This window comes from Lagierella massiliensis (genome assembly GCF_001407835.1).
Classification (GTDB): Bacteria; Bacillota; Clostridia; order Tissierellales; family Peptoniphilaceae; genus Mediannikoviicoccus; species Mediannikoviicoccus massiliensis.
Genome location: NZ_CYUO01000004.1, coordinates 373,914 through 399,620, shown reverse-complemented (window position 1 = coordinate 399,620; position 25,707 = coordinate 373,914). Strand labels below are relative to the sequence as shown.

The 25,707-nt window shown below is 32.6% G+C and carries 23 protein-coding genes, 1 tRNA gene and 1 other RNA gene; 5 read left to right on the top strand and 20 right to left on the bottom strand.

Going from position 1 to position 25,707, the window contains the following annotated elements:
• Nucleotides 1-129: 129 nt before the first annotated feature.
• On the top strand, nt 130-768 hold the full coding sequence (locus BN2746_RS01875) for a DUF4352 domain-containing protein (RefSeq protein ID WP_055078169.1): 639 nt from the start codon (nt 130-132) through the stop codon (nt 766-768).
• 34 nt (nt 769-802) lie between these two features.
• On the opposite strand, the gene BN2746_RS01870 is transcribed toward BN2746_RS01875, so the two are convergent.
• Nucleotides 803-2,266 (bottom strand): C69 family dipeptidase, encoded by a 1,464-nt coding sequence (locus BN2746_RS01870; protein WP_055078168.1) that lies wholly within the window; start codon nt 2,264-2,266, stop codon nt 803-805.
• Between the two features lie 149 nt (nt 2,267-2,415).
• On the opposite strand from BN2746_RS01870, the gene BN2746_RS01865 reads away from it, so the two are divergent.
• Together BN2746_RS01865 and BN2746_RS01860 are read left to right on the top strand one after the other, a co-directional pair.
• The gene (locus BN2746_RS01865) at nt 2,416-2,628 is read left to right on the top strand and encodes a YozE family protein (RefSeq protein WP_055078167.1); all 213 of its coding nucleotides are present in this window, start codon (nt 2,416-2,418) and stop codon (nt 2,626-2,628) included.
• Between the two features lie 213 nt (nt 2,629-2,841).
• Nucleotides 2,842-3,891, top strand: a complete 1,050-nt coding sequence (locus BN2746_RS01860) for a DNA-methyltransferase (RefSeq protein ID WP_055078166.1) — start codon at nt 2,842-2,844, stop codon at nt 3,889-3,891.
• Nucleotides 3,892-3,958: 67 nt separating this feature from the next.
• Here the strand turns inward: BN2746_RS01860 and BN2746_RS01855 are convergent, their stop codons facing one another.
• The 5 genes from BN2746_RS01855 to polA form a co-directional block, all read right to left on the bottom strand.
• A complete protein-coding gene (locus BN2746_RS01855; RefSeq protein WP_055078165.1) occupies nt 3,959-4,549 on the bottom strand; it encodes an MjaI family restriction endonuclease in 591 nt (196 codons plus the stop codon).
• 124 nt (nt 4,550-4,673) lie between these two features.
• Nucleotides 4,674-4,760 (bottom strand) — tRNA-Leu (locus BN2746_RS01850).
• Between the two features lie 5 nt (nt 4,761-4,765).
• Entirely contained in the window at nt 4,766-5,410 is a 645-nt protein-coding gene (locus BN2746_RS01845) for a lytic transglycosylase domain-containing protein (RefSeq protein ID WP_055078164.1), read from the bottom strand.
• Nucleotides 5,407-6,015: a dephospho-CoA kinase gene (coaE, locus tag BN2746_RS01840; protein ID WP_055078163.1), complete on the bottom strand. Its 609-nt coding sequence runs from the start codon at nt 6,013-6,015 to the stop codon at nt 5,407-5,409. The genes BN2746_RS01845 and coaE overlap by 4 nt, the downstream gene beginning before the upstream one ends.
• Nucleotides 6,002-8,650, bottom strand: coding sequence for a DNA polymerase I (gene polA, locus BN2746_RS01835; RefSeq protein ID WP_055078162.1), 2,649 nt, complete (start codon nt 8,648-8,650; stop codon nt 6,002-6,004). Before polA ends, coaE begins: the two co-directional genes overlap by 14 nt.
• A 98-nt stretch (nt 8,651-8,748) precedes the next feature.
• On the opposite strand from polA, the gene ssrA reads away from it, so the two are divergent.
• Nucleotides 8,749-9,097, top strand: a transfer-messenger RNA (tmRNA) gene (gene ssrA, locus BN2746_RS08765).
• Nucleotides 9,098-9,216: 119 nt separating this feature from the next.
• Here ssrA and BN2746_RS01830 read toward each other — a convergent pair.
• The 9 genes from BN2746_RS01830 to BN2746_RS01790 all read right to left on the bottom strand — a co-directional run bounded on the left by BN2746_RS01830 (nt 9,217) and on the right by BN2746_RS01790 (nt 18,806).
• Entirely contained in the window at nt 9,217-10,935 is a 1,719-nt protein-coding gene (locus BN2746_RS01830; RefSeq protein ID WP_269431378.1) for a catalase, read from the bottom strand.
• 97 nt (nt 10,936-11,032) lie between these two features.
• Nucleotides 11,033-11,887 carry a hypothetical protein gene (locus BN2746_RS01825; protein ID WP_055078161.1) on the bottom strand — a complete coding sequence of 285 codons (855 nt, stop codon included), beginning with the start codon at nt 11,885-11,887 and terminating at the stop codon, nt 11,033-11,035.
• A 106-nt stretch (nt 11,888-11,993) separates the two neighbouring features.
• Nucleotides 11,994-13,349: a radical SAM protein gene (locus BN2746_RS01820; protein ID WP_055078160.1), complete on the bottom strand. Its 1,356-nt coding sequence runs from the start codon at nt 13,347-13,349 to the stop codon at nt 11,994-11,996.
• Nucleotides 13,350-13,623: 274 nt separating this feature from the next.
• Nucleotides 13,624-15,330, bottom strand: a complete 1,707-nt coding sequence (gene ptsP / locus BN2746_RS01815; protein WP_055078159.1) for a phosphoenolpyruvate--protein phosphotransferase — start codon at nt 15,328-15,330, stop codon at nt 13,624-13,626.
• A gap of 111 nt (nt 15,331-15,441) precedes the next feature.
• Nucleotides 15,442-15,702 carry an HPr family phosphocarrier protein gene (locus tag BN2746_RS01810; protein WP_055078158.1) on the bottom strand — a complete coding sequence of 87 codons (261 nt, stop codon included), beginning with the start codon at nt 15,700-15,702 and terminating at the stop codon, nt 15,442-15,444.
• Between the two features lie 65 nt (nt 15,703-15,767).
• Nucleotides 15,768-16,775 carry a LacI family DNA-binding transcriptional regulator gene (locus BN2746_RS01805; protein WP_055078157.1) on the bottom strand — a complete coding sequence of 336 codons (1,008 nt, stop codon included), beginning with the start codon at nt 16,773-16,775 and terminating at the stop codon, nt 15,768-15,770.
• 5 nt (nt 16,776-16,780) lie between these two features.
• Complete coding sequence (locus BN2746_RS01800; RefSeq protein ID WP_077064917.1) at nt 16,781-17,680, bottom strand: diacylglycerol/lipid kinase family protein; 900 nt, start codon at nt 17,678-17,680, stop codon at nt 16,781-16,783.
• A 91-nt stretch (nt 17,681-17,771) separates the two neighbouring features.
• The gene (locus BN2746_RS01795; RefSeq protein WP_055078155.1) at nt 17,772-18,212 is read right to left on the bottom strand and encodes a hypothetical protein; all 441 of its coding nucleotides are present in this window, start codon (nt 18,210-18,212) and stop codon (nt 17,772-17,774) included.
• A 27-nt stretch (nt 18,213-18,239) separates the two neighbouring features.
• Nucleotides 18,240-18,806, bottom strand: coding sequence for a YtxH domain-containing protein (locus BN2746_RS01790; protein ID WP_055078154.1), 567 nt, complete (start codon nt 18,804-18,806; stop codon nt 18,240-18,242).
• Nucleotides 18,807-19,180: 374 nt separating this feature from the next.
• On the opposite strand from BN2746_RS01790, the gene BN2746_RS01785 reads away from it, so the two are divergent.
• Nucleotides 19,181-19,963, top strand: a complete 783-nt coding sequence (locus tag BN2746_RS01785; RefSeq protein WP_055078471.1) for an NAD(+)/NADH kinase — start codon at nt 19,181-19,183, stop codon at nt 19,961-19,963.
• A gap of 46 nt (nt 19,964-20,009) precedes the next feature.
• On the opposite strand, the gene BN2746_RS01780 is transcribed toward BN2746_RS01785, so the two are convergent.
• The 5 genes from BN2746_RS01780 to BN2746_RS01760 all read right to left on the bottom strand — a co-directional run bounded on the left by BN2746_RS01780 (nt 20,010) and on the right by BN2746_RS01760 (nt 25,701).
• Entirely contained in the window at nt 20,010-21,437 is a 1,428-nt protein-coding gene (locus BN2746_RS01780; protein ID WP_055078153.1) for a peptidoglycan D,D-transpeptidase FtsI family protein, read from the bottom strand.
• Nucleotides 21,425-22,765 (bottom strand): FtsW/RodA/SpoVE family cell cycle protein, encoded by a 1,341-nt coding sequence (locus BN2746_RS01775; RefSeq protein WP_187364065.1) that lies wholly within the window; start codon nt 22,763-22,765, stop codon nt 21,425-21,427. The genes BN2746_RS01780 and BN2746_RS01775 overlap by 13 nt, the downstream gene beginning before the upstream one ends.
• Nucleotides 22,755-23,264 carry an FHA domain-containing protein gene (locus BN2746_RS01770; protein ID WP_055078152.1) on the bottom strand — a complete coding sequence of 170 codons (510 nt, stop codon included), beginning with the start codon at nt 23,262-23,264 and terminating at the stop codon, nt 22,755-22,757. The genes BN2746_RS01775 and BN2746_RS01770 overlap by 11 nt, the downstream gene beginning before the upstream one ends.
• Nucleotides 23,265-23,346: 82 nt before the next feature.
• A complete protein-coding gene (locus BN2746_RS01765; protein WP_055078151.1) occupies nt 23,347-23,931 on the bottom strand; it encodes a xanthine phosphoribosyltransferase in 585 nt (194 codons plus the stop codon).
• 78 nt (nt 23,932-24,009) lie between these two features.
• A complete protein-coding gene (locus BN2746_RS01760; RefSeq protein ID WP_055078150.1) occupies nt 24,010-25,701 on the bottom strand; it encodes a phospho-sugar mutase in 1,692 nt (563 codons plus the stop codon).
• Nucleotides 25,702-25,707 lie beyond the last annotated feature (6 nt).

Below are 25,707 nucleotides of genomic sequence, written 5' to 3'. Positions count from 1 at the left end.
ACTCTCAAAAATTATTAAAATAAATTCTTTCAATGTTTTTATTATAACACAACAGTTTAGCATTAAAGCCTAATTAATATTTTGATTTACTATGATAAAATAGTATTAGAATTATACTTGGAGGGATAGATGAAAAAATTCATAAAAATTATTATGTTGTTGCTTTTAAGTCTAAATGTAACATCATGTAAAAATAATCAAAACAAATTGACTTCAAATATATCGAATACCGAAGAACCTGTTCATGAGGAAGAACATGACCACGAAGATAATCATGAGCATAACCATGATGTAAAAGGAAAAGAGATTGAAACTGAAATAGGAAAGAGAACAATACTAATAAATTTAGATGAAATTGATGAAACCATCTCAAACGGACCCTTCGATTTCAAATTAAATGCAGTTCAGTTGAGTAGCCTCGAACTTAAAAATGAACATATTGAAGAATTTGGTGGTAAAAAAATAATATATTTTTTAACTGTAAATCTTTTTGTAGAACACAAGTCAAGTGAAGTCCATAGCCTTGATATGAAAAATGCGAAAGTCATAGATTCAAATAACAAAGAGTGTCTTCCTGACATGACAAAGTCAGATAATTTTGATGGTGACTTCAATGGAAACTCTATGGATGAGGGAAACTTAACCTTTTTCGTGGATGAATCTGCAACAAAAGACGAAAATTTAAAAATTGTAGTCCCTCAGGCATTAGATGAAAATGGAAATAAAACTGGAGATGATATAGAGTTCAATATAGAATTTGTTGAATAGAAAGTAGAACTAAAAGAGCCCATATGGGCCCTTTTTAGTTATCACTTCTTGAAAAAGCATTTTTCATATTATTTGATGCGATATATAAAACTCTGTCTAAAAGTTTATTTGTCTCAGCTTCTGTGAAGTCAGAAATATCTTGGTTTGCCTTTTCTAAAGCTTCATGTAGAGCGTCGCCCTTTAAATCTTTTTCCTTTACTTCCCTATCAGTCTTTATAAGCATTTCGTGAGACTTTGCCATAATCTTTTGGTTATATCTTTCCACTTCAACAATTGCTTCACTATAATGTGCATCCACAAGTGCGCCTATTAGTCTATTTGTCCAGTAGAAATTATTTGTAGTTACTGTATTTGAATCATCTGCAAAGTACTTTGGAGTTGTTCTTACATTTGCATAAAGAGCTACTGCTGAGTTAAATGCATTTGAGCCAAGGGCGTGCCATTCCACAACTTTATTTCCTTCGCCGATATATGGTCTGATTTGAGTGAACACAGTTACATTATTTCTATTGATTCCTATTGGTCTGTACTTTCCTCTTTTTTCTCCCTTGCCATATGAACTAAATTCTGTTCCTTGGTAGTAGTATGAAAGCACATACTTCATGTCTTCAATAGTAATTTTTCTTTCAGGAGCCATCGCCCATGGTAAATCTAAATCTTCAGGTGTAAAATCTGCATCAACTCCATCCCAAACAAAGGATCTTGGATTGAAATGTCTTAACATACCCCAAGCCCTTGGTGTGTTGTAAACTCTGTCAGAGTCTTCCCCAGATCCATATGCAAATCTTGGATTAAAGTCATCGTCTTTATTTAAATTAAGATGATGTTCTTCAGTCCATTCCTTTAAGTCTTCACAACACATAAAGTTTTCCTTCTTGCCATATGCATCTTCAAAGTCAAAGTAATCTATACCAAGTTGATTAGGCATAACTACATAGCAGTCATCTGGAACACGACTTGCCATCCAGTGATGTCCACCAATTGTTTCAAGCCACCAAATTTCATCTTCATCTTGAAAAGCTATACCATTTGATTCATAAGTTCCATGCTCTTCTAAAAGCTTTCCAAGTCTTTCAACTCCTTCTCTTGCAGAAGAGATATATGGAAGGACAACAGTAACATAATCCTCTTCACCAAGTCCACCTTCCTTTTTGTCCTTATTATTAATTAAAAGTGGATCAGCTCCTAAAACTCTTGGATTTGTAGTGATAGTTTCCGTTGCAGTCATTGAAATATTCTTTGAGTTAGTTCCATTGCAACCCCATATCCCCTCTACAGGATCTGAGTTAGGATGAGCGGTATATCTAAGTGGGTTGTCTGGAAGATCAAACTCACATTCTGAAATTACTGATTTATATCTTTTTGGTTGATCCTTTGGTTCTACTACGATAAATCTTTTTGCAGTGTATTCACCTGAAGGTGAATCTTCACTTCTTGTAACTATAGTTGAGTTATCATAAGAAGCTTTTTTTCCTACAAGTAAAGTTGTACAAGCCATAATCGTCCTCCTTGCTATTTTATTTATCTGTACATATACAGTTTACTCCTAAAGGTATGAGATGTAAATTTTTAAAATACAATTATTAAGATTCTTTTTTAATTTTTTAAGTTACCGTGATATAATCTTATTAATAGGAGGTGTTTAATTTGAGTAATATCAATTTTAAAACTTGGCTTATAGAAGCTTCAAAAGACAACGACAAATTTATTAAGCTTTTAAAACTAATGGAAACAGATTCAAACTTTCCAGAAGATGACGGTAAAGATTCTATCCTAATCTATTTAAGAGTTAAAAATGCAGGTCCTGAAATCATGGCAGCCTTTGAAGAAGCTTGGGAAGAATATACAAAATCAAAATAATAAAATCGAAAGTCAAAGACCAAATAGAAGTGTAGCTTCCCTTTGGTCTTTATTAAATTGATACCATCTCTACATTAATGATATAATAGGTTGAAATTAGACTTATAAAAGCAATTCTTTATAACATTCAATTGAATAAGAAAAATCTATTGCAATTACTAAGATGAATAAATCACAATTACCGAAAAACGATAAAAGAGAGGGACTATATAAATGACAAGTCATGAAATTATAATTGGAAATAGCAACGATATGAGCAATATAGAAGATGGCTCAGTTAATTTAATTGTCACATCCCCTCCCTATCCAATGATTAAAATGTGGGATGAAATGTTTAGTTCACAAAACCCAGAAATAAAAAAAGATCTTGATGAAGGAAATGGAAATTCTGCATTTTTTAAGATGCACGAAATTCTTAACTCAATTTGGAGAGAGTGCGATAGAGTTTTATCTGAAAATGGCTTCGTGTGCATAAATATCGGAGATGCTACCAGAACAATTGGAGATAAATTTCAGCTTTATTCAAATCACACACAAATTATAAATCAATTTATCGACATGGGTTATAGTGTCCTTCCAGATATTCTTTGGAGAAAACAGTCAAATGCACCAAATAAATTTATGGGCTCTGGAATGTATCCTGCTGGTGCTTATGTTACTTACGAACACGAATATATTCTTGTGTTTAGAAAAGGTGGAAAAAGAATTTTTAAGGGAGAAGAAAAATCTTTACGACAAAAGAGTGCTTTTTTCTGGGAAGAAAGAAATATATGGTTTTCTGATCTTTGGGAGATTAAAGGCACATCACAAAATATATTATCCTCCAAAGCTGGGCGAGACAGGAATGCATCATTCCCACTTGAAATACCATATAGACTTGTAAATATGTATTCCATAAAAGGCGATACAGTTTTAGATCCTTTTACGGGTCTTGGTACAACTAATATTGCATGTATGATTTCAAATCGCAATAGTATAGGTATAGATATTGATAACAATATTACAGATATAGCATTAAACAATATGAATCAAAATATAAATGCGTTAAATGACGTCATAAAAAAAAGAATTGAATCTCATCTCGAATTTATAGACCTTCTACCAGAAGAAAAAAAATCAAAGTGCTACACCAACACTTCTCACGGATTTCTCGTAAAAACAAAACAAGAAGTTTCAATAGAAATAGAAAGGCTATCAAATATCAAGAAAAAAGAAAATGTATATACCTGTGAGTATGAAAAATATGACTCTTCTAAAAAATAAGAACAGCAATTATTAAATCTATAAAATGTAATTGACAGGCAGAGAAATCATATACTCTGCCCGCTTTTTATTCCTCAACTTCAATCTTTAAACCAGTTTTCGTCTTTGTATAATAAATCATTTTTACATCAATCACTTCGGATAAACGTTCCATATATTTATAAGTATCCGGCTTTATAGAATATGGAACATCACCAACGTATCCGTCGATTCCATGACTCTCTTCTATAGCATTAGCTAAGCGATAAGTTGTACCTTTTTTATTTGCAAGAAATGCAAGTATTGCCTTTTGCACATAAAGACCGTTAAAAGTTTTATAAATAATAAGATTTTCTACCCAATTTTCTACCATTTCTTTATCAATAAGTTCTATTGCATTACGAAGATTATTAACTTGTTCCCAGATTTTATTCGTTGCTTTTTCAAAGGAATCTGGATAGCGTTCCAAATACCAACGGCGCCAACCGTCTATATTTCTTTCTTCGTCAGATTCTAAAAATTCCTGAAATAGGTCAGACATTTTTCCAACAACTACAGGTCGAGTACCTTGTGCATTTTGATTTGCTAAATTAATTAGCTGTGATGTGTATTTTGGAAAAGAAAAAGAATCGCTGTTATTATAGTTTTCAATATCCTCTTTCTTTATCGTATAATTCACCTTGCAATCCTCCTTTTTAGTTTCAGTGACTATATTTTAGGACATTTGAGTAATAAATACAATTTTGAGTAATTAAAAACTGTTGGATATAATTACACTTCCAACAGTTCTATTCATAGGCTAATGGTGCAGAGGAAGGGATTCGAACCCTCACGAGAATTTTCCCACTACCCCCTCAAGATAGCGTGTATACCAATTCCACCACCTCTGCTTAGTTTAAAAGTTTCTCTTAAACTCTTTTAATTGTCTTCCATAGTTATCAAGCCAAGTTTTAAAATCCTTATGCATTCCATCTTTAAGTTCTTTGTCTTCGTAGAATGTCTTATAGATGTCATAATTCTTCTTAACTTTTACATCGTAGTATCTGGCTTCGTCTATTGGAATATTTTCAAACCCTTCTCCACCTTTTCCAACTATTCCCTGGTCAAGCCACTCTTGAACATTTCCCATACCACCATTATATGCAATAATGGCAAGGTCTGTATCTCCAAAGTGATTTAGTAAGTAAGACAGATAATATGTCCCAAGTTTTATATTGGTGTCTGGGTCTTGTAACATCTCTTCGGTATATTCGATGCCCATCTTTTCACAAATCCATTGTGAAGTTTTTGGAATAAGTTGCATTAGTCCAACTGCATTCATATGCGACTGTGCAGTTTGATTAAAATTACTTTCCACTTTTATCACTGAAAGTACAAGTAGTGGATCCACTGCATACTCTTCGCTATATTTTTTTATCTCTTCCACATGTTCCACAGGTCTTGTGCTACTTCCATATGCAACAACTGCAAAGGATGCAAGTATCCCAACTATTAGTAGGGCAATTATAAATTTTAGCAGTCCTTTGAAAAATTTTTTCATAATAAATTCTCCTCAATTAAAAAGAGTTTAAGTTCCCTTTGAGTATCTTGTAAGTTTTTATCATTATAGATTATTTTCAGTGGTTTTTGTTTAAAGTTCTTCCAAATATCGTTCACTGAAATAATATTTTCTGCTTCCTCAAGGGAAATATTTTGTCTTTTCATTAATCTTTCTATTTGTGTATCTTTCTTACAATCAACAGAAATTATATCATAAAGAAGGCTATTTTGTAACCTCTCCTCTATTAGAGAATAAAGTGGTATCTCAAAAAAATATGCCTCATCTCTATTTTCATTTCCCAAGGAGATAATCTCTCTTATTACCATAGGGTGTATTAGATTTTCAAGTTCATGTCTTTTATCTTTTTCGTCATATAGATATTTTGAAAGTTTTTTTCTGTCAATGTGCCCTCTTCTATCTAAAATATCTCTTCCATCAAATATCTTTGCAACTTCAGCTACTATATCTTTTCTTTCATAGAGTTCATGAACAATTTCGTCTGCACTGAAGGTTTTAAATCCATTTTCTCTTAAGAAGTTCATCACAGTGGACTTGCCAGAGCAAATTCCTCCTATGATGATATAATTTTTTTTATTTTGATTCATACCAACTATTTCCTGTACTGATGTCAACTTTTAATTCCACATCAAGTTTGACTGCATTTTCCATTAAGTCTCTTAAAAGTTCTTTAACTTCGTCAATTTCATCCTTGTAAGTGTCAATAATGAGCTCATCATGAACTTGAAGAACGAGTTTGCTCTTTAGTCTTCTCTTTTTAAGTTCGCTGTGAACTGAAATCATGGCAAGTTTTATAATGTCCGCAGCAGAGCCCTGTATAGGAGTGTTTAGAGCAATTCTTTCTCCAAAGGCCCTGATGTTGAAATTTTTTGACTTAAGCTCCGGAATATATCTTCTACGATTCATGATTGTGTGAACATATCCCACTTCTTTTCCCTGCTCCACTATATCATCCATATATTTTTTAATTCCCTGATAGGTGTTTAAATAGTTGTCGATATACTTCCTTGCTTCTTTTCGTGTGATATTTAAATCCTGTGATAAACTAAAATCTCCAATACCATAGACGATTCCAAAGTTTACAGCCTTTGCGTTTGATCTGTCCAGCGCCGTTACCTCATCCAGGTCCACATGGAACACTTCCGATGCGGTCTTTGCGTGAATGTCCACTCCCTCTTTAAAGGACTCAAGCATAACTTCGTCCTTCGCAAGATGTGCCAGAACTCTAAGTTCAATTTGTGAATAGTCCGCGTCAACTAAAATATTGTCATCACCAGAAATAAATGCCTTTCTAATTAGACGGCCCTCTTCCGTTCTAATAGGTATATTTTGTAGGTTTGGGTCGATAGAACTTATTCTTCCTGTAACTGCAATAGTCTGAGTGAAAGTAGAATGAATTCTTCCGTCTTCTGATATCAGTTTTGAAAGCCCCTCAACATAGGTTGATTGAAGTTTCTTTATGGTTCTATAACGAAGCACTTTTTCAATGATTTCGTGTTCGCCTTTTAATTTCTCCAACACTTCCACATTTGTAGAATAACCTGTCTTAGTTTTTTTTATCACGGGAAGACCCATCTTTTCAAATAGTATTTCTCCCAGTTGTTTAGGACTGTTTACATTAAACTCTTCTCCTGCATCATCGTGAATAGATTTTTCAAGTTCTTCTATTTCGGTATTAAATTTCTCTCCAAGCTCTTCAAGATATTCTTTGTCCACTTTAAATCCGACATTTTCCATGTCCGCAAGAACTTTTACCAGTGGGTTTTCTATATCATAAAAGAGTTTTTCCATGTCCCTCTCTTTAATAATTTCTAAAAGAGGAGTTCTTAAATCTTCACAAACTGAGATAAAGCTTGAAATAAATTCTTCTAAAGTCTTCTCTTCAACTTCATCTAAATCCTTTTTCTTTGCCCCCTTGCCAAACACTTCCTCTTCAGATTTAATATTTCTATTAAGGTACTCATTACAAGTCTTATTAATTTCATAATTTGTGTTTGAAGGGTCAATTAAATACTCCATTATGGATATATCTTCATATTCAAAGTCAACACTTAAACCATTTCTTAAAAGGTAATATAGATCCGACTTTATGTGATAGGATAAAAACTTTTTATCCTTTGATGAGAAAAGCCCTTTAAGTTCACCTAACTCTTTTTCCTCATTTAATTCATAAATCAAAACTTCATCTTTGCCTTCACCTTTAAAGGCAATGTATTCTGGTTTGCTATGAATATAGTTATCCCCATTGTAAAACATATGGAAAGTTATATTTTTTTCGTCAGAAAGCTCTTTTATTATTTCGTCCAGTGAAGAAACTCTCTTTGAAATAAAATCTTTTTCAAATTTTACTTCCTTTTCAGCACCTGGAAGCTCCTTTAGAAAGGAATTAAACTCAAGCCTTTCAAAAATCTCTCTTGTCTTTTCAACATTTGGATCTTTTACAATGTAATCTTCAAGTTTTCTATCAAGCGGAACTTCTGTAAAGATGGTTCCAAGCTTCTTACTTAAAAATGCCAAGTCCTTATTTTCCGTTAGATTTTTCTTAAGGGCCTTTCCAGAAATATTTTCAATGTTTTCATAGACTTCTTCGATGTTTTTATATTCCTTAATAAGCTTTAGGGCAGTTTTTTCTCCAACACCAGGAACCCCAGGTATGTTATCAGAGTTATCACCCATTAGTCCTTTTACATCAATCAATTCAATTGGCGTTACACCATATTTTTCTTTTACTTCTTCTGTTCTAAATCTCTTTGTTTGAGTTATTCCTTTTACGGTTAAAATTACATTTACATTTTCATCTATTAGCTGCAAGTAGTCTCTGTCTCCCGTAACTAATAAAACCTCATATCCCTCTTTAGATGCTTTCTTAGAAAGGGTTCCCGCAATATCATCCGCTTCATACCCAGACTCCTCTTCATAACATATATTCATGGCCTGTAAAATATCTTTTAATATACCAAATTGTGAAGATAGTTCAGAGGGAGCCTTGTCACGATTTGCCTTGTAATCTTTAAACTCTTCCACCCTAAAGGTTGGTCCCGACTTATCTAACACAACAGCAATGTAATCCGGTTTATACATGTCTATTGCCTTGTAGTACATAGAAAGAAAGCCGTAAACACCATTTGTAAAAATCCCATCTTTTGTAGTTAAATTTCTTATTGCATAAAAGGCTCTAAAGATTAAACTTGAGCCATCAATTATCATAAATTTTTTCTTCATATAATCCTCCAATTATTTCTATTATATAATATGTTGACGATTAAAGAAAATCAAAACATTGACTTTTACTGACTTTAAAGCTATAATATATTATATATGGGGATGACCTTGGTTTCGACGGGGATACTGAATTCGGAATAGCGAGTCGTTTTCGTCTACAAACGTAAAAAAAGGACAACTAAATATAAACGCTGAAGATAATTTAGCATTAGCTGCCTAATTTGGCAGTAGTCCGCCTTGGCTTTCTCGCAGTCCAAGGCCTGACTTCAAATTTAGCGAGACACTGATTCAAGTTCGTTTCGCCTTGAATTTAGTATTAGAAACTACCTAATACATGTATTTGCTTGTTGTTTATTGTATTAGGGAACAAATCACAATAAGCTGCACTCGGAGAAGTTCCCTTGGATGTATTTTCGGACAGGAGTTCGACTCTCCTCATCTCCACCATGAAAAATTTACAGGAATAGATAATCTATTCCTGTTTTTTATTTCCAAATTTTTAAAATACTTTTCTTGATATATTTTTCAAATTTAAAAGGGACAGCCTTAGCCACCCCTTAATTTTTTTATAATACAAATGGATCATCCATTGGATCTATAAATTTCTTTGGATCATAGTCTGTTTTTATTTCATCCCAATCCTTCATTGATAGATCTTCTGTTGGTTTGTTAAGCTCTGGATGTGCATTGTTCGCCTTGTAATTTGCCTCTCTTGAGTTTCTTTCAGGTAAATCTAAATCCACATCATCTATATTTATATCTAATGCCTTTGCAAGTCTTTTTCCATAGTCTTCATCAGCCTTGTAGCAATGTCCAATCCATCTGTGTTTGATTTGTAATGTTGTATCCTTCATATGTCTTGCAGTGTTTTCACAAAGAACTTGTTTTTGATCTTCTGTCATTGCTCTATAAAGTAGTCCCGGTTGAGTGTAGTAGTCTTGATCTTCTTCTCTAAAGTCATATCTATAAACATCGCCACCACTTTGAGAAGGTTCAAAACCTCTTTCGTCTTCTTCCCAGTTACCATAAGAGTTTGGTTCATAATGATTTTCTGCTCCAAGGTTTCCATCAACTCTCATTTGTCCATCTCTATGATATGGATGATAATCACCCTTCTTCATTCCCCTTGGTGAATTTACAGGAATTTGATGATGATTTATTCCAAGTCTATACCTTTGAGCGTCTCCATACATCATGATTCTTGATTGTAACATCCTATCTGGTGAAAATGCGATTCCAGGTACATTATTACCAGGATTGAACGCAGATTGTTCAACGTCTTGGAAGTAGTTTTCTGGATTTTTATTTAATTCAAACTCTCCAACTTCTATAAATGGATGATCTTTCTTTAGCCACATCTTTGTAAGATCAAATGGATTTACTTCGCTCTTGTCCGCTTCCTCTTCACTCATAACTTGAATATACATCTTCCACTTAGGATATTCTTTCTTTTCAATTGATTCAAAAAGATCTCTTTGATGAGAATCTGGATCCATACCCTTTACCTTTTCAGCCTCTTGATCTGTAAGATTTTGTATTCCCTGTTCTGATCTAAAGTGGAATTTTACCCAAGTTCTTTCATTATTTTCATTTATCAAAGAATAGGTATGTGACCCAAATCCATGCATATATCTATATGATGATGGAATTCCCCTGTCACTCATTGTAATTGTTACTTGAAGAAGTGATTCAGGAAGTGATGACCAGAAGTCCCAATTGCTATTTGCACTTCTCATATTGTTCTTAGGATCTCTCTTTACAACGTGATTTAAATCTATAAATTTCATTGGATCTCTAAAGAAAAATACGGGAGTGTTATTTCCAACTAAGTCCCAGTTACCTTCTTCAGTATAGAACTTTAACGCAAACCCTCTAATGTCTCTGTCTGCATCGGCAAATCCTCTTTCACCTGCTACAAGAGAAAATCTTGCAAACATCTCTGTTTTCTTGCCAACTTCTGAAAAAATCTTGGCTTTTGTATATTTTGTAATATCATTTGTTACAGTAAATGTTCCAAAAGCTCCAGATCCTTTAGCGTGCATTCTTCTTTCTGGAATAACTTCTCTGTTAAAGTGTGCATTTTTTTCAAATAGCCAAGTGTCTTCAAATACAACAGGTCCTCTTCTTCCCGCTGTCATAGAATCTTGATTATTTTCAACTGGAGCTCCTGAAACTCTTGTAAGTTTAGGATTTTTTCCCTTGTTATCATTCCTACTTGGTAAATGTTTTCCAAGCTCGTTCTTTTCCATAGGATCTTTTTTCATATCTTTTTCTTTTTTATCCATATTTCCTCCTTGTAAAATAATCATAGTATTAATCTAACAAACTATATATACCCAATTAAAAATAAAAAAAGCAAGGATTCCCTTGCCTTTAGAGTATTTAATTTTTAAACCAATTTGGATAGATATCTGTAAAATCACTATATATTTCTAAAATCTTATCTATCTTTTCATTTATAGCTTGATGATTTACATTCTTATAATCTTCAAACTCTTCATAAAGATATTCCATTATAGTGTATAAGGCAATTGTTTTAAAAAATAAAATTGTTGAACTATTTTCAAAATATCCATTCACAATACCTTTTACGAAATCTAAGTCATCATCTTTTAAGAAATTTAAATTTTTGAACTCAAAATATGGATCAGCCAACATTCCATTGCTTAAATCTATATTTGAAAGTCTACCTTCTTCATCAACGTTGATATTTAATATATTTTCTATACCCAAGAGCAAACTTGGAGTTCTATCTGAAATCAGATATTTATTCTCAGTTAAATAATCTAAGATGATGTAGTCCTTAGAGCCATTATGCTTAGACATATAATAATTGTGTAAAAATAAAACTATCTTATGATTAAAATCTCTCTTCCAGTCATCTGAGTTTGATTGAAATTCACTATGATATTTTTTTAAAAACTTACCTAACTTTTCTCCAAATTCAAAATTTTTATTTTCCAAAGCCTTTCCCTTTTCCCATAGTAAAAAGATTTCTTCATCTGAAAGCTCTCCAAATATATAATTTGGAGTAAGCTCTTCACTGTCATATAATTTTTTTATCTTTTTAACTCTTTCATCAATAAACTCTTTTTCTTCAGGTGGAAAAAATTTTATTATGATAGGATTTTTAGATTGCAACTCAATTTCGTATTGATTAAATCCCAAGTCTTTAATACTTTTTATGTCGTCTATACTATATTCTTTTAAAATTTTTATTAAATTCTCTTCTTTCATTTCCTAACCCCCTACATAATAAGGAAATACAACTTAATATTAACATATTATAGAGGTATTTAAAATAAAAAGGCCGGAATACCGACCTTTAAAAATTTTCTTAATATTATTTTGTTTTAACTTCTTCCACACATTTTCCATGACTTTCATTCCACAACCTATCAGCTGTAGGTGCCCATGCTTTTGCAGCTTCCAAAGTTTTTTTACTCAATTCATCAACATCTTCTGGTGCTTCCATATCTGTTGATTTTGCATTTGATTCATGCACCATACCAGAAAGTTTACCTGGGTTATCAAGTAATGGACAAGGTCTTAAAAGATTGTCGTTGAAAGGTTGACCTTTTTGGTACTGCATAAACAAGTCTGATTGAAGACATTCTATTAAACTGTGTTCTTTTATATTCATATTTGAGTAGTGAACAAATGCACAAGGTTCAACATCTCCATTTGCATTTATATGAAGATAATATTTTCCACCTGCAATACATCCATTTACAAACTCTCCATCATTCCAAAAGTCTATTGTGAAGATAGGTTTTGTCTTTCTATATTCCCTTATCTTATGATACATCTTTTCTCTTTGTTCAGGAGTTACCATAAGTTCAGGTGTTGAATTTACACCTATAGGCATAAATGTAAAGAACCATGCAAACTTAGCTCCCTTTTCAACAAGCCAGTCAAAATATTCTTCACTGCTTAAAGAGTCAACATTTGTCTTTGTGTAACAACATGATGCCCCAAAAGGTAATTTATATTTCTTTAGAATATCCATTGCATTTTCTATTTTTTCAAAAACACCTTTACCTCTTCTTGAGTCAGTTGCCTCTTCAAAACCCTCAACCGAAATTGTAGGAATAAAGTTTTTAACCCTTAATATTTCCTTTGCAAAATCTTCGTCAATCAAAGTTCCATTTGTAAAGGAGATAAAAATACAATCAGGATGTTCTTCACAAAGTCTTAAAATTTTTTCCTTTGCCACCATTGGTTCTCCGCCTGAGAACAGATATACATAAATTCCCAGGTCCTTCCCCTGTTCAACTATTGAATTTAAAGTTTCATATTCCAAATTTAGTCTATTTCCATATTCACTTGCCCAACATCCAATACATTTTAAGTTACAACCGCTTGTTGGGTCCATCAATATGGTCCATGGAATACTACATCCATATTTTTTCATTAGCTTAGGTCTTCTGTCAGCCCACTCCAAATAACCATTTATGAAAAAGTTTTCAATAAGTGTTTTTCTAACCTCTTCATCAATATCGGTCCAAAGAGATTCAATTAGTTTATACCAGTTCGAATCTTTATCTAATGCAAACTCTTTAATCTTTTGATATTTTGCATCTTTCTCAACATTTGGAAGGAAACGTTCTGCATTTTGTATTATTTTAGGTATGCTTTCCTCTGGATCTGAGTTGACATAAGAAATTAATTGTTTAGCCGCAAATTTTTTTAACATCATTATCCCTTCTTTTCTAATTTGTATTTGAAAACCCTATTTACCTTAATCTATATTAGTATGTATACTAATTTTAATACCTGTTTAGGTATTATATACCACTATTTTCTTATATTAATCATTTTATATTAATTTTTGTAAGCTCTTTTATTTAATGTAAATCAGGTTTTCATTTATAATGTTATTTTATCCCATTATAACACAAATTAGTATGTTATTAAAGTTTATTTATTATATTCTTATAATTAAAATCGGCCTGCACATGCAAGCCGACTCATCATATATTAAATTCTTTTTTAATTCTTTCTTCAATTTCTTTGGTAGTGCTCAAAGACAATATCTCTTTTGCAAAGTTTTCACTTTCTTCTATGGATGTGTTTCTAATAATATCCTTTATCTTTGCAACTCTTGGTGCAGGTACTGAGTATTCGTCAAGACCCATACCAAGTAACATCTTGGTTGCTTTTGCATCTCCTGCAAAGCCTCCGCACATTCCAGTCCACTTTCCATGTTCGTGAGATATATCTATAACTCTTTTTATCATTCGTAGTACTGCTTTGTTATATGTTGAATAGAGATTTGAAATTTTTTCATTTCCTCTGTCAACCGCAAGTACATATTGTGTTAAATCGTTAGTTCCAATGCTGAAAAAGTCTACATATTTTATTAATTCATCTGCAATTATGCTTGAAGCAGGTGTTTCCACCATAATACCAACTTCAATTTCTTCATTGAACTCTTCTTTTCTTTCTCTTAAATCATTTTTTACTTTTTCAAGAATATTATTGAACCTAATGATTTCATCAACAGAAATTACCATTGGAAGAAGTATTTTTACATTTCCAAATTTTGACGCTCTTAGGATTGCTCTAAGCTGAGTTTCAAAAACGTCACACATATCAAAACAGATACGAAGTGCCCTCCAACCTAAGAAAGGATTATCCTCTTTTGGAAATTCAAAGTATGAAAGAGACTTGTCTCCACCTATGTCAAGTGTTCTTATAATTAAAGTATTTCCCTCTAATAGTTCACAGGCTCTTTTATATACTTTGAATTGTTCTTCTTCTTTTGGAAAGTGAGTGTTACCCATGTATAGAAATTCTGTTCTAAAAAGTCCAACGGACTTTGCACCTTTTTCAATTCCATCTTTTAAATCTTCAAGGTTTCCAATATTAACTGCAACTTCTACTTTTTTTCCGTCTGGTGTAATGGAGTCTTCGTTTTTATATTTTTCAAGCCTTTCTTTTTCTTCTTTTAACTCATTTACAATTTTTTTATACTCTTCAACTGTACCCTCATCAGGATTTACAATAAGCTTGCCCTTGTTGTTATCTATTATAATTAAGTCACCATCTTTAACTACTTCTGTAACATTTTTCATTCCAACAAGTGCAGGTATATCAAGTGTCTGAGCGATTATGGAAGTATGAGCTGTCTTTCCACCGAGGTTCATACAAAATCCTATAACATTATCTCTGTCCATAACCGATGTATCTGTTGGGGTAAGTTCTTCTGCTACAATGATACTATTCTCTGGTAGTGGGAATAGTCTTTGTGGTTTCACTCCTTTAATTATATATAGAAGCCTTTCTCCGATATCTTTATAATCTATAGCTCTCTCTTTTAAATATGGATCATCTAATCCTTCAATCGTTGAAACCATCTCTGAAATAGAATTTACAAGAGAACTTTCAACGTTGTCTCCTTCTTCGATCTTATTATTCACTGTTTCCAGTAGATAGGGATCGTCAAGCATGCCTATATGTGCTTCAACAACATTTTTTTGAGCGTCAGTATCGGCTTCCAAATTAGTTAGATAGTCCCTATATTCCTTTAATGCATCTATAAATTTATTTTTCTCTTCTGGTATATTTTCTTTGTCTATCTTTTTGTTGTTTACTTCAAGTTTCTCTTTAATGAATAGATAAGCTCTCCCTACTGCAATACCTTCTGCAGCAACTATTCCCTTTAATATATCAGTCATATTCCACCTCTATTGTGCTTGACATTTGATTTTTGTTAACTTTATTTGTATGTCGAGTAAAAAAATAAAGGATGATAAACATCCTTTAAATATATTTTTATAAATGTACTCTTACTCTGCTAAGTTTTCTATAAACTCAACAAGCTTGTCTAAGTTTTCTTGTTCGTTTTCTCCAGAAATTCTTACTGTTATTTCAGATCCCTTTGAAACACCTAAAGCCATTACATTGAAAATACTCTTAGCATTTGCAGTTTTGCCATCTTTTATAAGCTCTACAGTGCCTTCAAAATTTTTAACAAATTGAACTAATGATGCTGCAGGTCTTGCGTGTAAACCTGTTTCATTTTTTACGACTAAGGTTTTTTCTACCATATTTTCCTCCTAAAATTTATCCTTACAATTAGTCTATCACTTGACTTATAAATTATCAACAATTACTATTTTAAATTTTTTACAGTTTCCCTTACAATCAAACTACTTGGAAGAATTGTAACCTTATCCATATCTTCCTTGTCCTTGATACTCTTAATAATCTTTCTTACTGCAACAGCACCGTAGTCATAATAAGGTTCTCTTACAGTTGTAAGTCTTGGTCTATATAAAGAAGCTGTTTTTATATCGCCAAATCCGACTACGGAAATATCTTCTGGAACTTTTTTATTATTGTCATAGCAATAGTTTAAAAATCCTATTGCAAGTTCATCTTCAGAGAAGAAACAAGCTGTTATTCCATCTTTTTCAATTACGTTCCAAATTTCTTCCCCATATTTATAGCCATCTCTCTCTGTTACTCCTTCTACAGAAGTTTCAAAAGACTTCAAATTATTTTTCTTTACAACTTCATTATAACCTTTTAACTTTTCAAGCCCAATCTTAGCATTGCTAAATTCTTTAATGAATAAAATATTTTCATGTCCCTCTTCGACTAAAAATTCAGTCATATCTTCAGAAGCCTTAATATAGTCTACATTCACTGAATATGTGTCGTCAGTGTCATAAAATTTATCCAAGTGCATATATGGTGCTCTATGACTATTGAGCATATATATAAGCTCTGGATTGGCATCTTCGGAAACCAATATTATACCTTCCACTTGTTTAGTAAACATGAAATTAATTATCTTCTTTGCCAAATCTAAATCGCCATAAAAACTGGATAGAAGAATGTCATAGTTATACATTCTACCAACTTCTTCAATCCCTCTAACCATTTCAGTCATATATGAAATAGCTATGTCCTTTACTACAACCCCAATTAGATTCGATCTCCTCATAACAAGAGACCTCGCCAATTCATTTGGTTTAAAATCCAGTTTTTCAATTGCATCAAGGACTTTTCTTCTTGATTCTGGGCTTACGGGTTTAGAGTCATTCATTACCCTTGAAACTGTAGAGATAGAAACTCCTGCCAGTTTTGCCACATCTTTTATTGTAGGTGATGACAATTTCTTCACTCCTTTATATTTGTAAAAACTTTTAGTTTATAATCTGCAACTTTAATATCAACAGGGGTTTTCCCAAAGCCTTCTCCATCAATATCCAGTTCAACTGGTTGATCAGACTCTACATGTATATCTTTAGCATGAAAATATACAACTCTGTCATCCTCTACATGCTCCCCAGAAAATATTTTAAAAAATATTGATGCAGCGTCTCTAACATTACCTGTATCTTTTATAATAACCACATCTAAATATCCGTCAGTAACCAAAGCTTTTGGTGCTATTTTCGAAAACCCTCCAATAGATGAAGAGTTGGAAACTAAAAACACAAGTGCATTGTCCTCGTACTTTTCTCCATCTACCGTGTATATCATCTTAAAACCTGAAGATAAAGCATCTGGAACAGCTTTAGCTCCTTCTGCATAGTACGCAAGTTTCCCAAAAACAGTTTTTAATGCCTTATCAGTTTCATGGGCAATACTTGCAATTTTACCTCCTGCTGCAACATTTACGAAATATTTATCATTTGCCTTTCCCAAATCTACTGGAATATAAAAATCATTTTTTATAAGTCTAACTAAGTCTCTTGTAAATCCATTTAAACCAAGATATGTAGCGAAATCGTTTACAGTACCTGTAGGATAAATTCCTAACTTCATTGAGCTTTTTGACTCCGCCATTGCATTCACAACTTCGTTTACTGTACCATCTCCACCACAGGCAATTATTACATCAAAACCATCTTTGTCTGCACTTATAGTCTCTTCATATGCACTGCAATTATATGTTGTAGATGACAACTTAACCATATAGTCTAAATCCAATAATTGCATAGCCAAATTATGTGCTGATGTTTTTGATAGCTGATGTCCTGAAGTGGGATTATATATTATTTTTACTTTTTGCACTACTCTCACCAATAGAATATTATCAAATAATTGAGATTTTATCAATAACTATATCAAAAATAAAAGGAGAGCAAAGCCCTCCTTCTTTATGTTATCTTTTAAAAATTGAAACTACAGAATTTAAGGCATCGAAAAATGCTGACTTAATGCTTCTTGATGGTGATGTAAATTTATTCCTAATATTATCAACTCCATCTACTACAGATTCTGAAACAAATTCAACGGTATGGGTAACATCTGAAACAACTCCGTCTACATTAGATGATACATTTGCTACAGAGTTAGTAATATTTCTAACATCTGGAGAAATGTCTTCAATCAATCTGTCAGATTTCCTTGTAATTTGCGAAACATTTTCTGTGGTTTCTCTCACACTACGCAAAGAGGCGTCAATATCATTACGGTTTCTTTCAATTGTACTATTTAATTCTTTGATTGTTCCAACCAATTTAAATACAAATACCGTTAAAGCTATAAGAAACGCCGCTAAGCAAATATAAACTAAAATTAGAAAATATTGTGTTAAATCCATTATCTATATCCTTTCTAATTACTTAGACTATTTTTTGTTTTTAGCGTCTTTTTCTACTTTATCAGCAGCTTCTGATACTTTTTCTCCCGCTTTTTTAGTGTCATGTTTTATTTCTTTAGAAGCTTCTTCAGTCTTCTTTGCAACTTTTTCACCAGCTTCTTCTGCCTTATCAGCAACATCTTTTCCAATTTCTTCAGCTTTATCAGCAGTTTTATCAGCAAAGTTTTGAGCCTTGTCAGATACTTCTCCTGCTACTTTTTCAAGTTCAGTGTATCCTTTATTTCTCATTTCATCATATTTATCTTTAACATCATCACTTAATTCTTGAGTCTTGTTAGCGATAGCATCCTTTGCATTTACAATTTCTTCTGCTAATGCATCTTTTGTATCTCTTGTATAATCAGCGATATCTTTTCTTGTTTCCTTTCCTGATTTTGGAGCAAATAATACTCCCACAGCAAGTCCAGCTAATGCTCCAGCTGCTACAGTTGAAACTGATTTAAGACCATCTTCTAATTGTTTTAATCTTAGTTCTGTTCTGATTTCTCTTTCTTTTTGTTTTCTCTTGTCATCAATGTAATCTAATATACTCATGTTATACCTCCCAAAAATTTAAGTATAAAAAACCTCAGCGACTCCTGCAAATTAACAACCTTCAGTATGTGAAGGTGGGTTGACTGTCTTAAATCTCTGAAGTCCCCTCAAAGGGGCTTTCCATCAAAGTAAGAACTTCCATCATCCCTTATAATTAGTGTAGGTTTATATAACAGGACTTGTCACTAAGGCTACCTTTATTATATAAAATTAAAGGTAGAATTTCAAATACCCATTATGTTTTTATTAAATTTCTAACCTACTCTTTAATATATATACCCACTGAAATCATTTTAAACATAATTTTTAAATTTCTGTTATAATTTTATTAAAAGGAGGTGTTACCTTTGAGCGAAAAAAAAATAATAAATATCATGACTAACGAAAAAGAACAATCTCTTGCTATTGCAGAAGAGTTAAAACATAAATTCGAAGCACTTGGATACGCTCCAACTTATAGCTTAGATGAAAACGCAGTGCTTAATATTTGTATTGGTGGTGACGGAACTTTTTTAAGAGCTGTTCATAAAACTGGTTTTAGTAGCACACCATTTGTAGGTGTGAACACTGGGACTCTTGGTTTTTTTCAAGAGATATCCATTCTTGAAATAGATAAGTTTATCAAAAACTTCGACACTGGTGATTATGATATTGAAAAACTTGATCTTTTGGAAGGAAGAGTCTTTTCAAAGGAACATAAGCAATACATTCATCACTCACTAAACGAATTTGTAATTCGATCACAAGACACTTCCATAATCCATTTAGATGTGTTTATTGATGACAATCACCTACAGACCTTTGCAGGGGATGCACTTTTAGTGTCCACCCCGTCTGGCTCAACAGCCTATAACTACTCGGCAGGTGGCGCAGTGCTATACAGATCTTTGAAGGGCTATCAACTCACTCCACTTGCTCCAATAAATTCTAAAGCTTATAGATCGCTTTTGAACCCACTGGTTATACCAAGTGATTCAACTCTAACCATAAAAAGGCGTTCTGAAGATAAATCTCCCACACTGGTCATAAACGATGGGCTAAATATTGTATGTGATAACTTTGATAGTATAAAAATAAAAACTTCAGATAAATGGATTAACAAATTACAATTTAATAACAACTGGTATTGGTTAAATATCAAAGATAAATTTATATAGTATTTATGCATTTTAAAAGCAAGGTCAAAACATAACCTTGCTTTTTTTATTCTCCAAGTCCTAAGTTAAGTGCCTTTCTTATAGTTTCCCTTGCTATAGGTCCAGCGGATTCATCTCCGCCTGTACCACTATCTTCAAGGACAACCGCAACGGCTATTGTAGGATTTTTCGCCGGAGCTGTTGCTATAAACCACGCGTTTGTGGACTTCTTATCTTTTATTTCAGCAGTACCAGACTTACCTGCAATTGTAACAGATCTTAAGCTTGCTTCAGAACCGTTTCTCACTACTGAAACCATATCTTTAAGAATCTCGTTTGCAATTTCTGGAGTTGTAACATTTGATAAAATTTCAGGATTTTTCTTAAACTCAACTTGTCCTTCTGGATTTGTAACTTTATCTACTATATAAGGTTTCATCATAACGCCGTTATTCGCTATGGCAGACATAACCATTGCCATGTTAAGTGGTGTAACTAATGTGTTTCCTTGCCCAAAGGATGTGGTTGCAATATTTGCATCGTCTATTCCATCATAGTATCCATTAACAGATTTACTTGTAGGTAAATCAAATTGGATTTTTTCTCCAATATAATATCTGCTACATACATCTTGAAGTATATTACCTCCAAGTTCTGAACCAAGTTTACTGAAGTATACATTAGATGATTTTACGAGTGCCTTTTCTAAATCTGTTTTTCCATTAACCATTCCATTTATATTGCTGACTTTATATCCTCCAATTTTAATGGATCCTTCGTCTTCTATCTCTAAACTTTCAAATTTATCTGTATTTTCAAGAATACCCGTAGCTGTTACCACCTTGAATATTGAACCAGGAGTGTATAGCCCCTGAGTAGCTCTATTGAGTAAACGGGCATCCTTTTCGTTATTAATTATATCTTCCCAGTCTGCAGTAATCGTATTTGGATCAAAGGTAGGAAATGACGCCATCGCATAAATTGCTCCCGTTTTTGGATTCATAGCTACAATAGACCCCTTATGATCCTTCAACAATTTCATCGTATAGCTTTGCAAATCTGAGTTTGTTGTAAGTATCAAATTATTTCCATCTTTTTGGTTTTCCACCAACTTTTTCAAGTCGGATAGTGGTGTGCTCTCCTTTATATTTAACAAAGTTTTTGCATATGATTTTTCAAGACCTGATGTGCCATAGTTCTTTGAATTAAATCCTGTAATCGGGGAGTATATTGAACCATACATAAACTTTCTGAAGTTATTGTTATTGCTGTCAGTTTGAGTTTCAACAAGTACATTGCCATCAGAATCATATATGGTACCTCTCTTAACCTTATTTTCATCAACCCAATGTCTTCTGTTATATTGAGCGTACTCTCCTGTTGCAATGTCCTTTGCCTTTGCAATTTGAAAGTAGGTCATGTACAAAACAAGCGCTAAAAACATTGCTAAAAATAGAGTTAAAACCACTATTATTTTTTTATTTATTCTTTCCATTCTTCCACCATCTTATCTTTTATATCTGAAGAACAATATTGTAATATTCCAAGACAAATAAAAGAAGTCACCATGGAACTTCCTCCATAACTTACAAATGGTATTGTGATACCTGTCATTGGAATTAGTTTTAAAACTCCACCTATCATAAACACCGCTTGAAATGCAAAAATTATTGAAATTCCCAAAGCTACATATTTAAAAAATAAATTTCTTTGTTCCATAGCTATCTTAAAGCCTCTGTATACGAGTATCATAAATAGCATTATTATTCCCATTCCAGTAAAAACACCCATCTCTTCAACAATAGCAGGAAATATAAAGTCAGAGCTTGCAACAGGTATAAGATCAGGACGTCCAAGTCTTAACCCCGCTCCAAAAAAACCTCCTGACGCCAACGCAAAGAGGGATTGTACTATTTGGTATCCCTTGTCTTGAACAGATTTCCATGGGTCAAGCCATATGTCAAATCTGACTCTTATATGTGAAAACATAAAATATGCCATGATACTTCCGACGATCGCAAGGACCATATTCATAGCTAAAAAGTATTTGTTATAATCAAAGATATACATAAAGATAATGTACACTATAAAGAATATAACTGCAGAACCTAAATCTTTTTGCAAGAAGAATAGTCCTATTAATAAATACGCAACTACCATAAGAGTTAGAGGTTTTTTCTTTTCAATTAAAAAATGATACTTAGATGTACGCTTATCCCTTAATAGATTTTCATTTGTTTCAAAGGAAGCTATAAAGAAAATAAATATTATCTTTGTAAGCTCTGAAGGTTGAAAAACTATTCCTTTAATATCAACCCAGTTTTTTGCACCGTATTTTTCAAATCCAAATGCCATGGTCAATATAAACATAAATAAGCATCCAGCTAAGTAAAGAAGTGTTAGGTTCTCCCAACCTTTAAATGATTTAAGTATAAAATAGGTTACATAAAACATTGAAACTCCTATTAAATACCAAAAAATCTGTCTTGTGCCCTCATATGGATTTAATCTAAATATCATTACAACTCCAATACTAAATAGCATTGAAGCCACCAACAGAAGATAGTTGTCTCCACCAGTCACTTTTACAACCAGCCTATTTGCAACATTCACTCCAATAATAAAAGAAATGAAGAGAATTGAGTTTTTTGCATTAAAATCTTCTCCTGCAGATACAGATATAAGTCCTATGGTAAGTAGCTGAAACAATAACAAAAGATTTAGTGGATTCTTCACAGTAGTCTTCGAAAAATTAAAATCTCTACTAAATATCTTTTTAAAAAAACCACCTTCTCTTTTCTTAAGTGCTTTCTTATTTTTCATCACTGTCATCACCATCTACAAATAGGAACTCAACTTGACCAAAGTCAACCAAGTCCTTATCCTTAAGTAAAACTACATTTGAAACCTTTTGTCCGTTTACATAGGATCCGTTTGCAGATCCCAAATCTTCTAAGTAGAATTGTCCTCTTTGTTTAAAAATTCTGGCGTGATTTTTAGAAATAAATCTATCTCCCAAAACAATATCGTTGTTGTCTGCTCTACCTATTGTAGTACTGTTCTTTATAAAATAATGTTCCTGTATTTTGAAAGGTAATCTCTCTTTTCTATTGATAAGTTTCAAATAGCTATCCGCTGGTGTATTTAAATTATTAATTCCCTTAATGTCCAAGTAAATCATCTTTATTATGTTAAAGATGAAGGAATAAATAATTATCACAAAAGCGTATTTGAATATCATTGCCAAAAGATCATATAACTTCATATTGGCAGTCAATTGAATTGAGAAAAACTTTTCAAGTAATTCAATAATAAAATTCATATCTTCTCCTAATATACTCAGTACTAATATTTTACACGAAAAACTTAAATTTTCCTATAATTTAGATATTTTGTAACATTTGTTAGAAATCTAAAGAATTTTCAAATTCCACCTTACCATTTTCAAGAGATTTTATTGTAGCAAGAGACTCTATCTTATATCCCTTTTCTCTAAGTCTATTGCCTCCATTTTGAAATCCCTTTTCGATTAGTATTCCCGTTGCCTCTACCTGTGCACCAGCTTGTTCCAAAATATCGTAAATACCTTCCAAGGCTTTCCCATTTGCTAAAAAATCATCTATTACTAAAACTTTGTCACCTTTTTTAAGATAATTTTTAGAAACCATTATGTCATAGGTTACTCCCTTTGTGTAACTATATACGGAGCTCTTGTACACATCATCTCCAAGAGTTTTAGAAACGCTTTTCTTTGCAAATATAATTTCTTTATCCATTAAAAGTCCAACCGCAAATGCAATTGCAATGCCAGACACTTCAACAGTGAGTATTTTATCAATTTTTAAATCTGAAAAACGACTTTTAAACTCTTCTGCAATCTTCATAAAAAATGCAGGATCTATTTTATGATTTACAAAACTGTCAACTTTAAGTACATTTCCTGGAAGGACTCTTCCTTCTTCAAGAATTCTCTTTTCTAATATGTTCAAGTTCGTCCTCCTTAAATATATTTATAACTATTATATCAAAAGGACATAAAAAAAGAGAAGACTCGCTTCTCTCTTTGTCTATGAAACTTTATTTATTTTTTCAGTAGTGCTCTTTTCAATTAAATCCAATTTCTTTTTAGAATCTTTTTCGTCTTCGCTCTTGGAGTAAATATATATTTTTATTTTTGGTTCAGTACCTGAAGGTCTAAGTGCATACCATGAACCGTCATCAAAATAATATTTCAAAACATTTGACTTAGGAATTCCAGTTTCATCATTCAAGTAATCAATTGTCTTTTCGAGTTTCATTCCCTTTATTTCCGTAATAGGATTTTCTCTAAATTCCTTCATAATACGAGCTATTCTCTCTTGACCTTCAAGTCCTTCAAGAACAATGGAGATAAGTCTTTCATCATAACAACCATATTCTTCTCTTAGGTCTTCAAGTACATCTAATAGCGACTTGCCTTCTTTTTTGTAAAATGCTGCCATTTCAGAAATTATCATCGCTGAACTAACTGCGTCCTTATCCCTTACAAAAGTGCCATAGTTATATCCAATACTCTCTTCAAACCCGTATATAAATTCTTTTTCTCCTGTAATTTCAGATTCATTGGCCACTGCACATATATTTTTAAATCCCGTAAGAGTTTCTATAGTTTCAACGCCATATTTATTTGCAATCGCCTTGCCAAGGTCACCTGTTACAATACTTTTAACTATAACTGAGTTTGAAGGAAGATTTTTCTTTTCATCCCTTTGACTCAAGATGTAATTAATCATAAGAGCCCCTATTTTATTTCCATTTAGAAATACATAGTTTCCATTTTTATCTCTCACTTCTATGGCTGCTCTATCTGAATCTGGGTCTGTACCTATTAACACTTCAGCAGATACTTTTTTACCAAGGTCTATGGCATATTTAAATGCCTTTGGATCTTCAGGATTTGGATACCCCACAGTTGTAAAATCTGGATCTGGATTTTCTTGTTCTTCAACTACAATAATGTTCTTAAAGCCTCTTCTCTTTAAAACTTCTCTAACATATTTATTTCCAGTTCCATTTAATGGAGTGTAAACAATTTTTATATCTTTGTCTATATCTTCATTTATTGTAAGAGATAGTACATCTTTTAAATATTTTTCATCAAGTTCTGTAGAGAATGTCTCGATTAGTCCCTTTTCAACTCCCTCTTCAAGAGGCATTTTCTTTATTTCTGAAAAGCTTTCAATCTTTCCAATATTTTCTTCGATAGCACTCGCCATATCTTCAAGAATTTGTGACCCCTCTGGTCCATAGGCTTTATATCCGTTGTACTCCTTTGGATTGTGACTTGCAGTTACCATTACACCGCCAGCACATTTAAAATTTCTGACCGCATAGGATAAAAGTGGTGTCGGTCTAATATCGTCTGAAAGATATACCTTTATGCCATTTCCAGCAAAAACTTCTGCTGTAACCCTTGCAAATTCTTTTGAAAAATGTCTTACGTCATACGCTATGGCAATACCTTCTCCCTTTATGTCGTTTCCTTTTTCAATTATAGTTGTTGCAAAGCCTTGAGTTGCCTTCTCAACCATGTACTTATTCATTCTATTGGTTCCTGCACCAAGCTTTCCCCTTAGTCCAGCAGTACCAAATTGCAAACTTTGATAGAACCTGTCCTTTATCTCCTCTTCATCTGAAGATATAGCTGCCAGTTCTTTTTTAGTTTCATCATCAAATTCATTTCCATTTAACCAATCTCTATATATTTTTTTATAATCCATTATGTC

Bases quoted from the DNA above. Each gene is read 5' to 3' on its own strand.
- BN2746_RS01795 (WP_055078155.1), bottom strand. From the start codon at position 18,212: ATGGATTTAACACAATATTTTCTAATTTTAGTTTATATTTGCTTAGCG.
- BN2746_RS01785 (WP_055078471.1), top strand. From the start codon at position 19,181: ATGACTAACGAAAAAGAACAATCTCTTGCTATTGCAGAAGAGTTAAAA.
- BN2746_RS01780 (WP_055078153.1), bottom strand. From the start codon at position 21,437: ATGGAAAGAATAAATAAAAAAATAATAGTGGTTTTAACTCTATTTTTA.
- BN2746_RS01790 (WP_055078154.1), bottom strand. From the start codon at position 18,806: ATGAGTATATTAGATTACATTGATGACAAGAGAAAACAAAAAGAAAGA.
- BN2746_RS01760 (WP_055078150.1), bottom strand. From the start codon at position 25,701: ATGGATTATAAAAAAATATATAGAGATTGGTTAAATGGAAATGAATTT.
- BN2746_RS01875 (WP_055078169.1), top strand. From the start codon at position 130: ATGAAAAAATTCATAAAAATTATTATGTTGTTGCTTTTAAGTCTAAAT.
- BN2746_RS01830 (WP_269431378.1), bottom strand. From the start codon at position 10,935: ATGGATAAAAAAGAAAAAGATATGAAAAAAGATCCTATGGAAAAGAAC.
- BN2746_RS01870 (WP_055078168.1), bottom strand. From the start codon at position 2,266: ATGGCTTGTACAACTTTACTTGTAGGAAAAAAAGCTTCTTATGATAAC.
- coaE (WP_055078163.1), bottom strand. From the start codon at position 6,015: ATGAATCAAAATAAAAAAAATTATATCATCATAGGAGGAATTTGCTCT.
- BN2746_RS01775 (WP_187364065.1), bottom strand. From the start codon at position 22,765: ATGAAAAATAAGAAAGCACTTAAGAAAAGAGAAGGTGGTTTTTTTAAA.
- BN2746_RS01820 (WP_055078160.1), bottom strand. From the start codon at position 13,349: ATGATGTTAAAAAAATTTGCGGCTAAACAATTAATTTCTTATGTCAAC.
- BN2746_RS01810 (WP_055078158.1), bottom strand. From the start codon at position 15,702: ATGGTAGAAAAAACCTTAGTCGTAAAAAATGAAACAGGTTTACACGCA.
- BN2746_RS01860 (WP_055078166.1), top strand. From the start codon at position 2,842: ATGACAAGTCATGAAATTATAATTGGAAATAGCAACGATATGAGCAAT.
- BN2746_RS01845 (WP_055078164.1), bottom strand. From the start codon at position 5,410: ATGAAAAAATTTTTCAAAGGACTGCTAAAATTTATAATTGCCCTACTA.
- BN2746_RS01770 (WP_055078152.1), bottom strand. From the start codon at position 23,264: ATGAATTTTATTATTGAATTACTTGAAAAGTTTTTCTCAATTCAATTG.
- polA (WP_055078162.1), bottom strand. From the start codon at position 8,650: ATGAAGAAAAAATTTATGATAATTGATGGCTCAAGTTTAATCTTTAGA.
- ptsP (WP_055078159.1), bottom strand. From the start codon at position 15,330: ATGACTGATATATTAAAGGGAATAGTTGCTGCAGAAGGTATTGCAGTA.
- BN2746_RS01825 (WP_055078161.1), bottom strand. From the start codon at position 11,887: ATGAAAGAAGAGAATTTAATAAAAATTTTAAAAGAATATAGTATAGAC.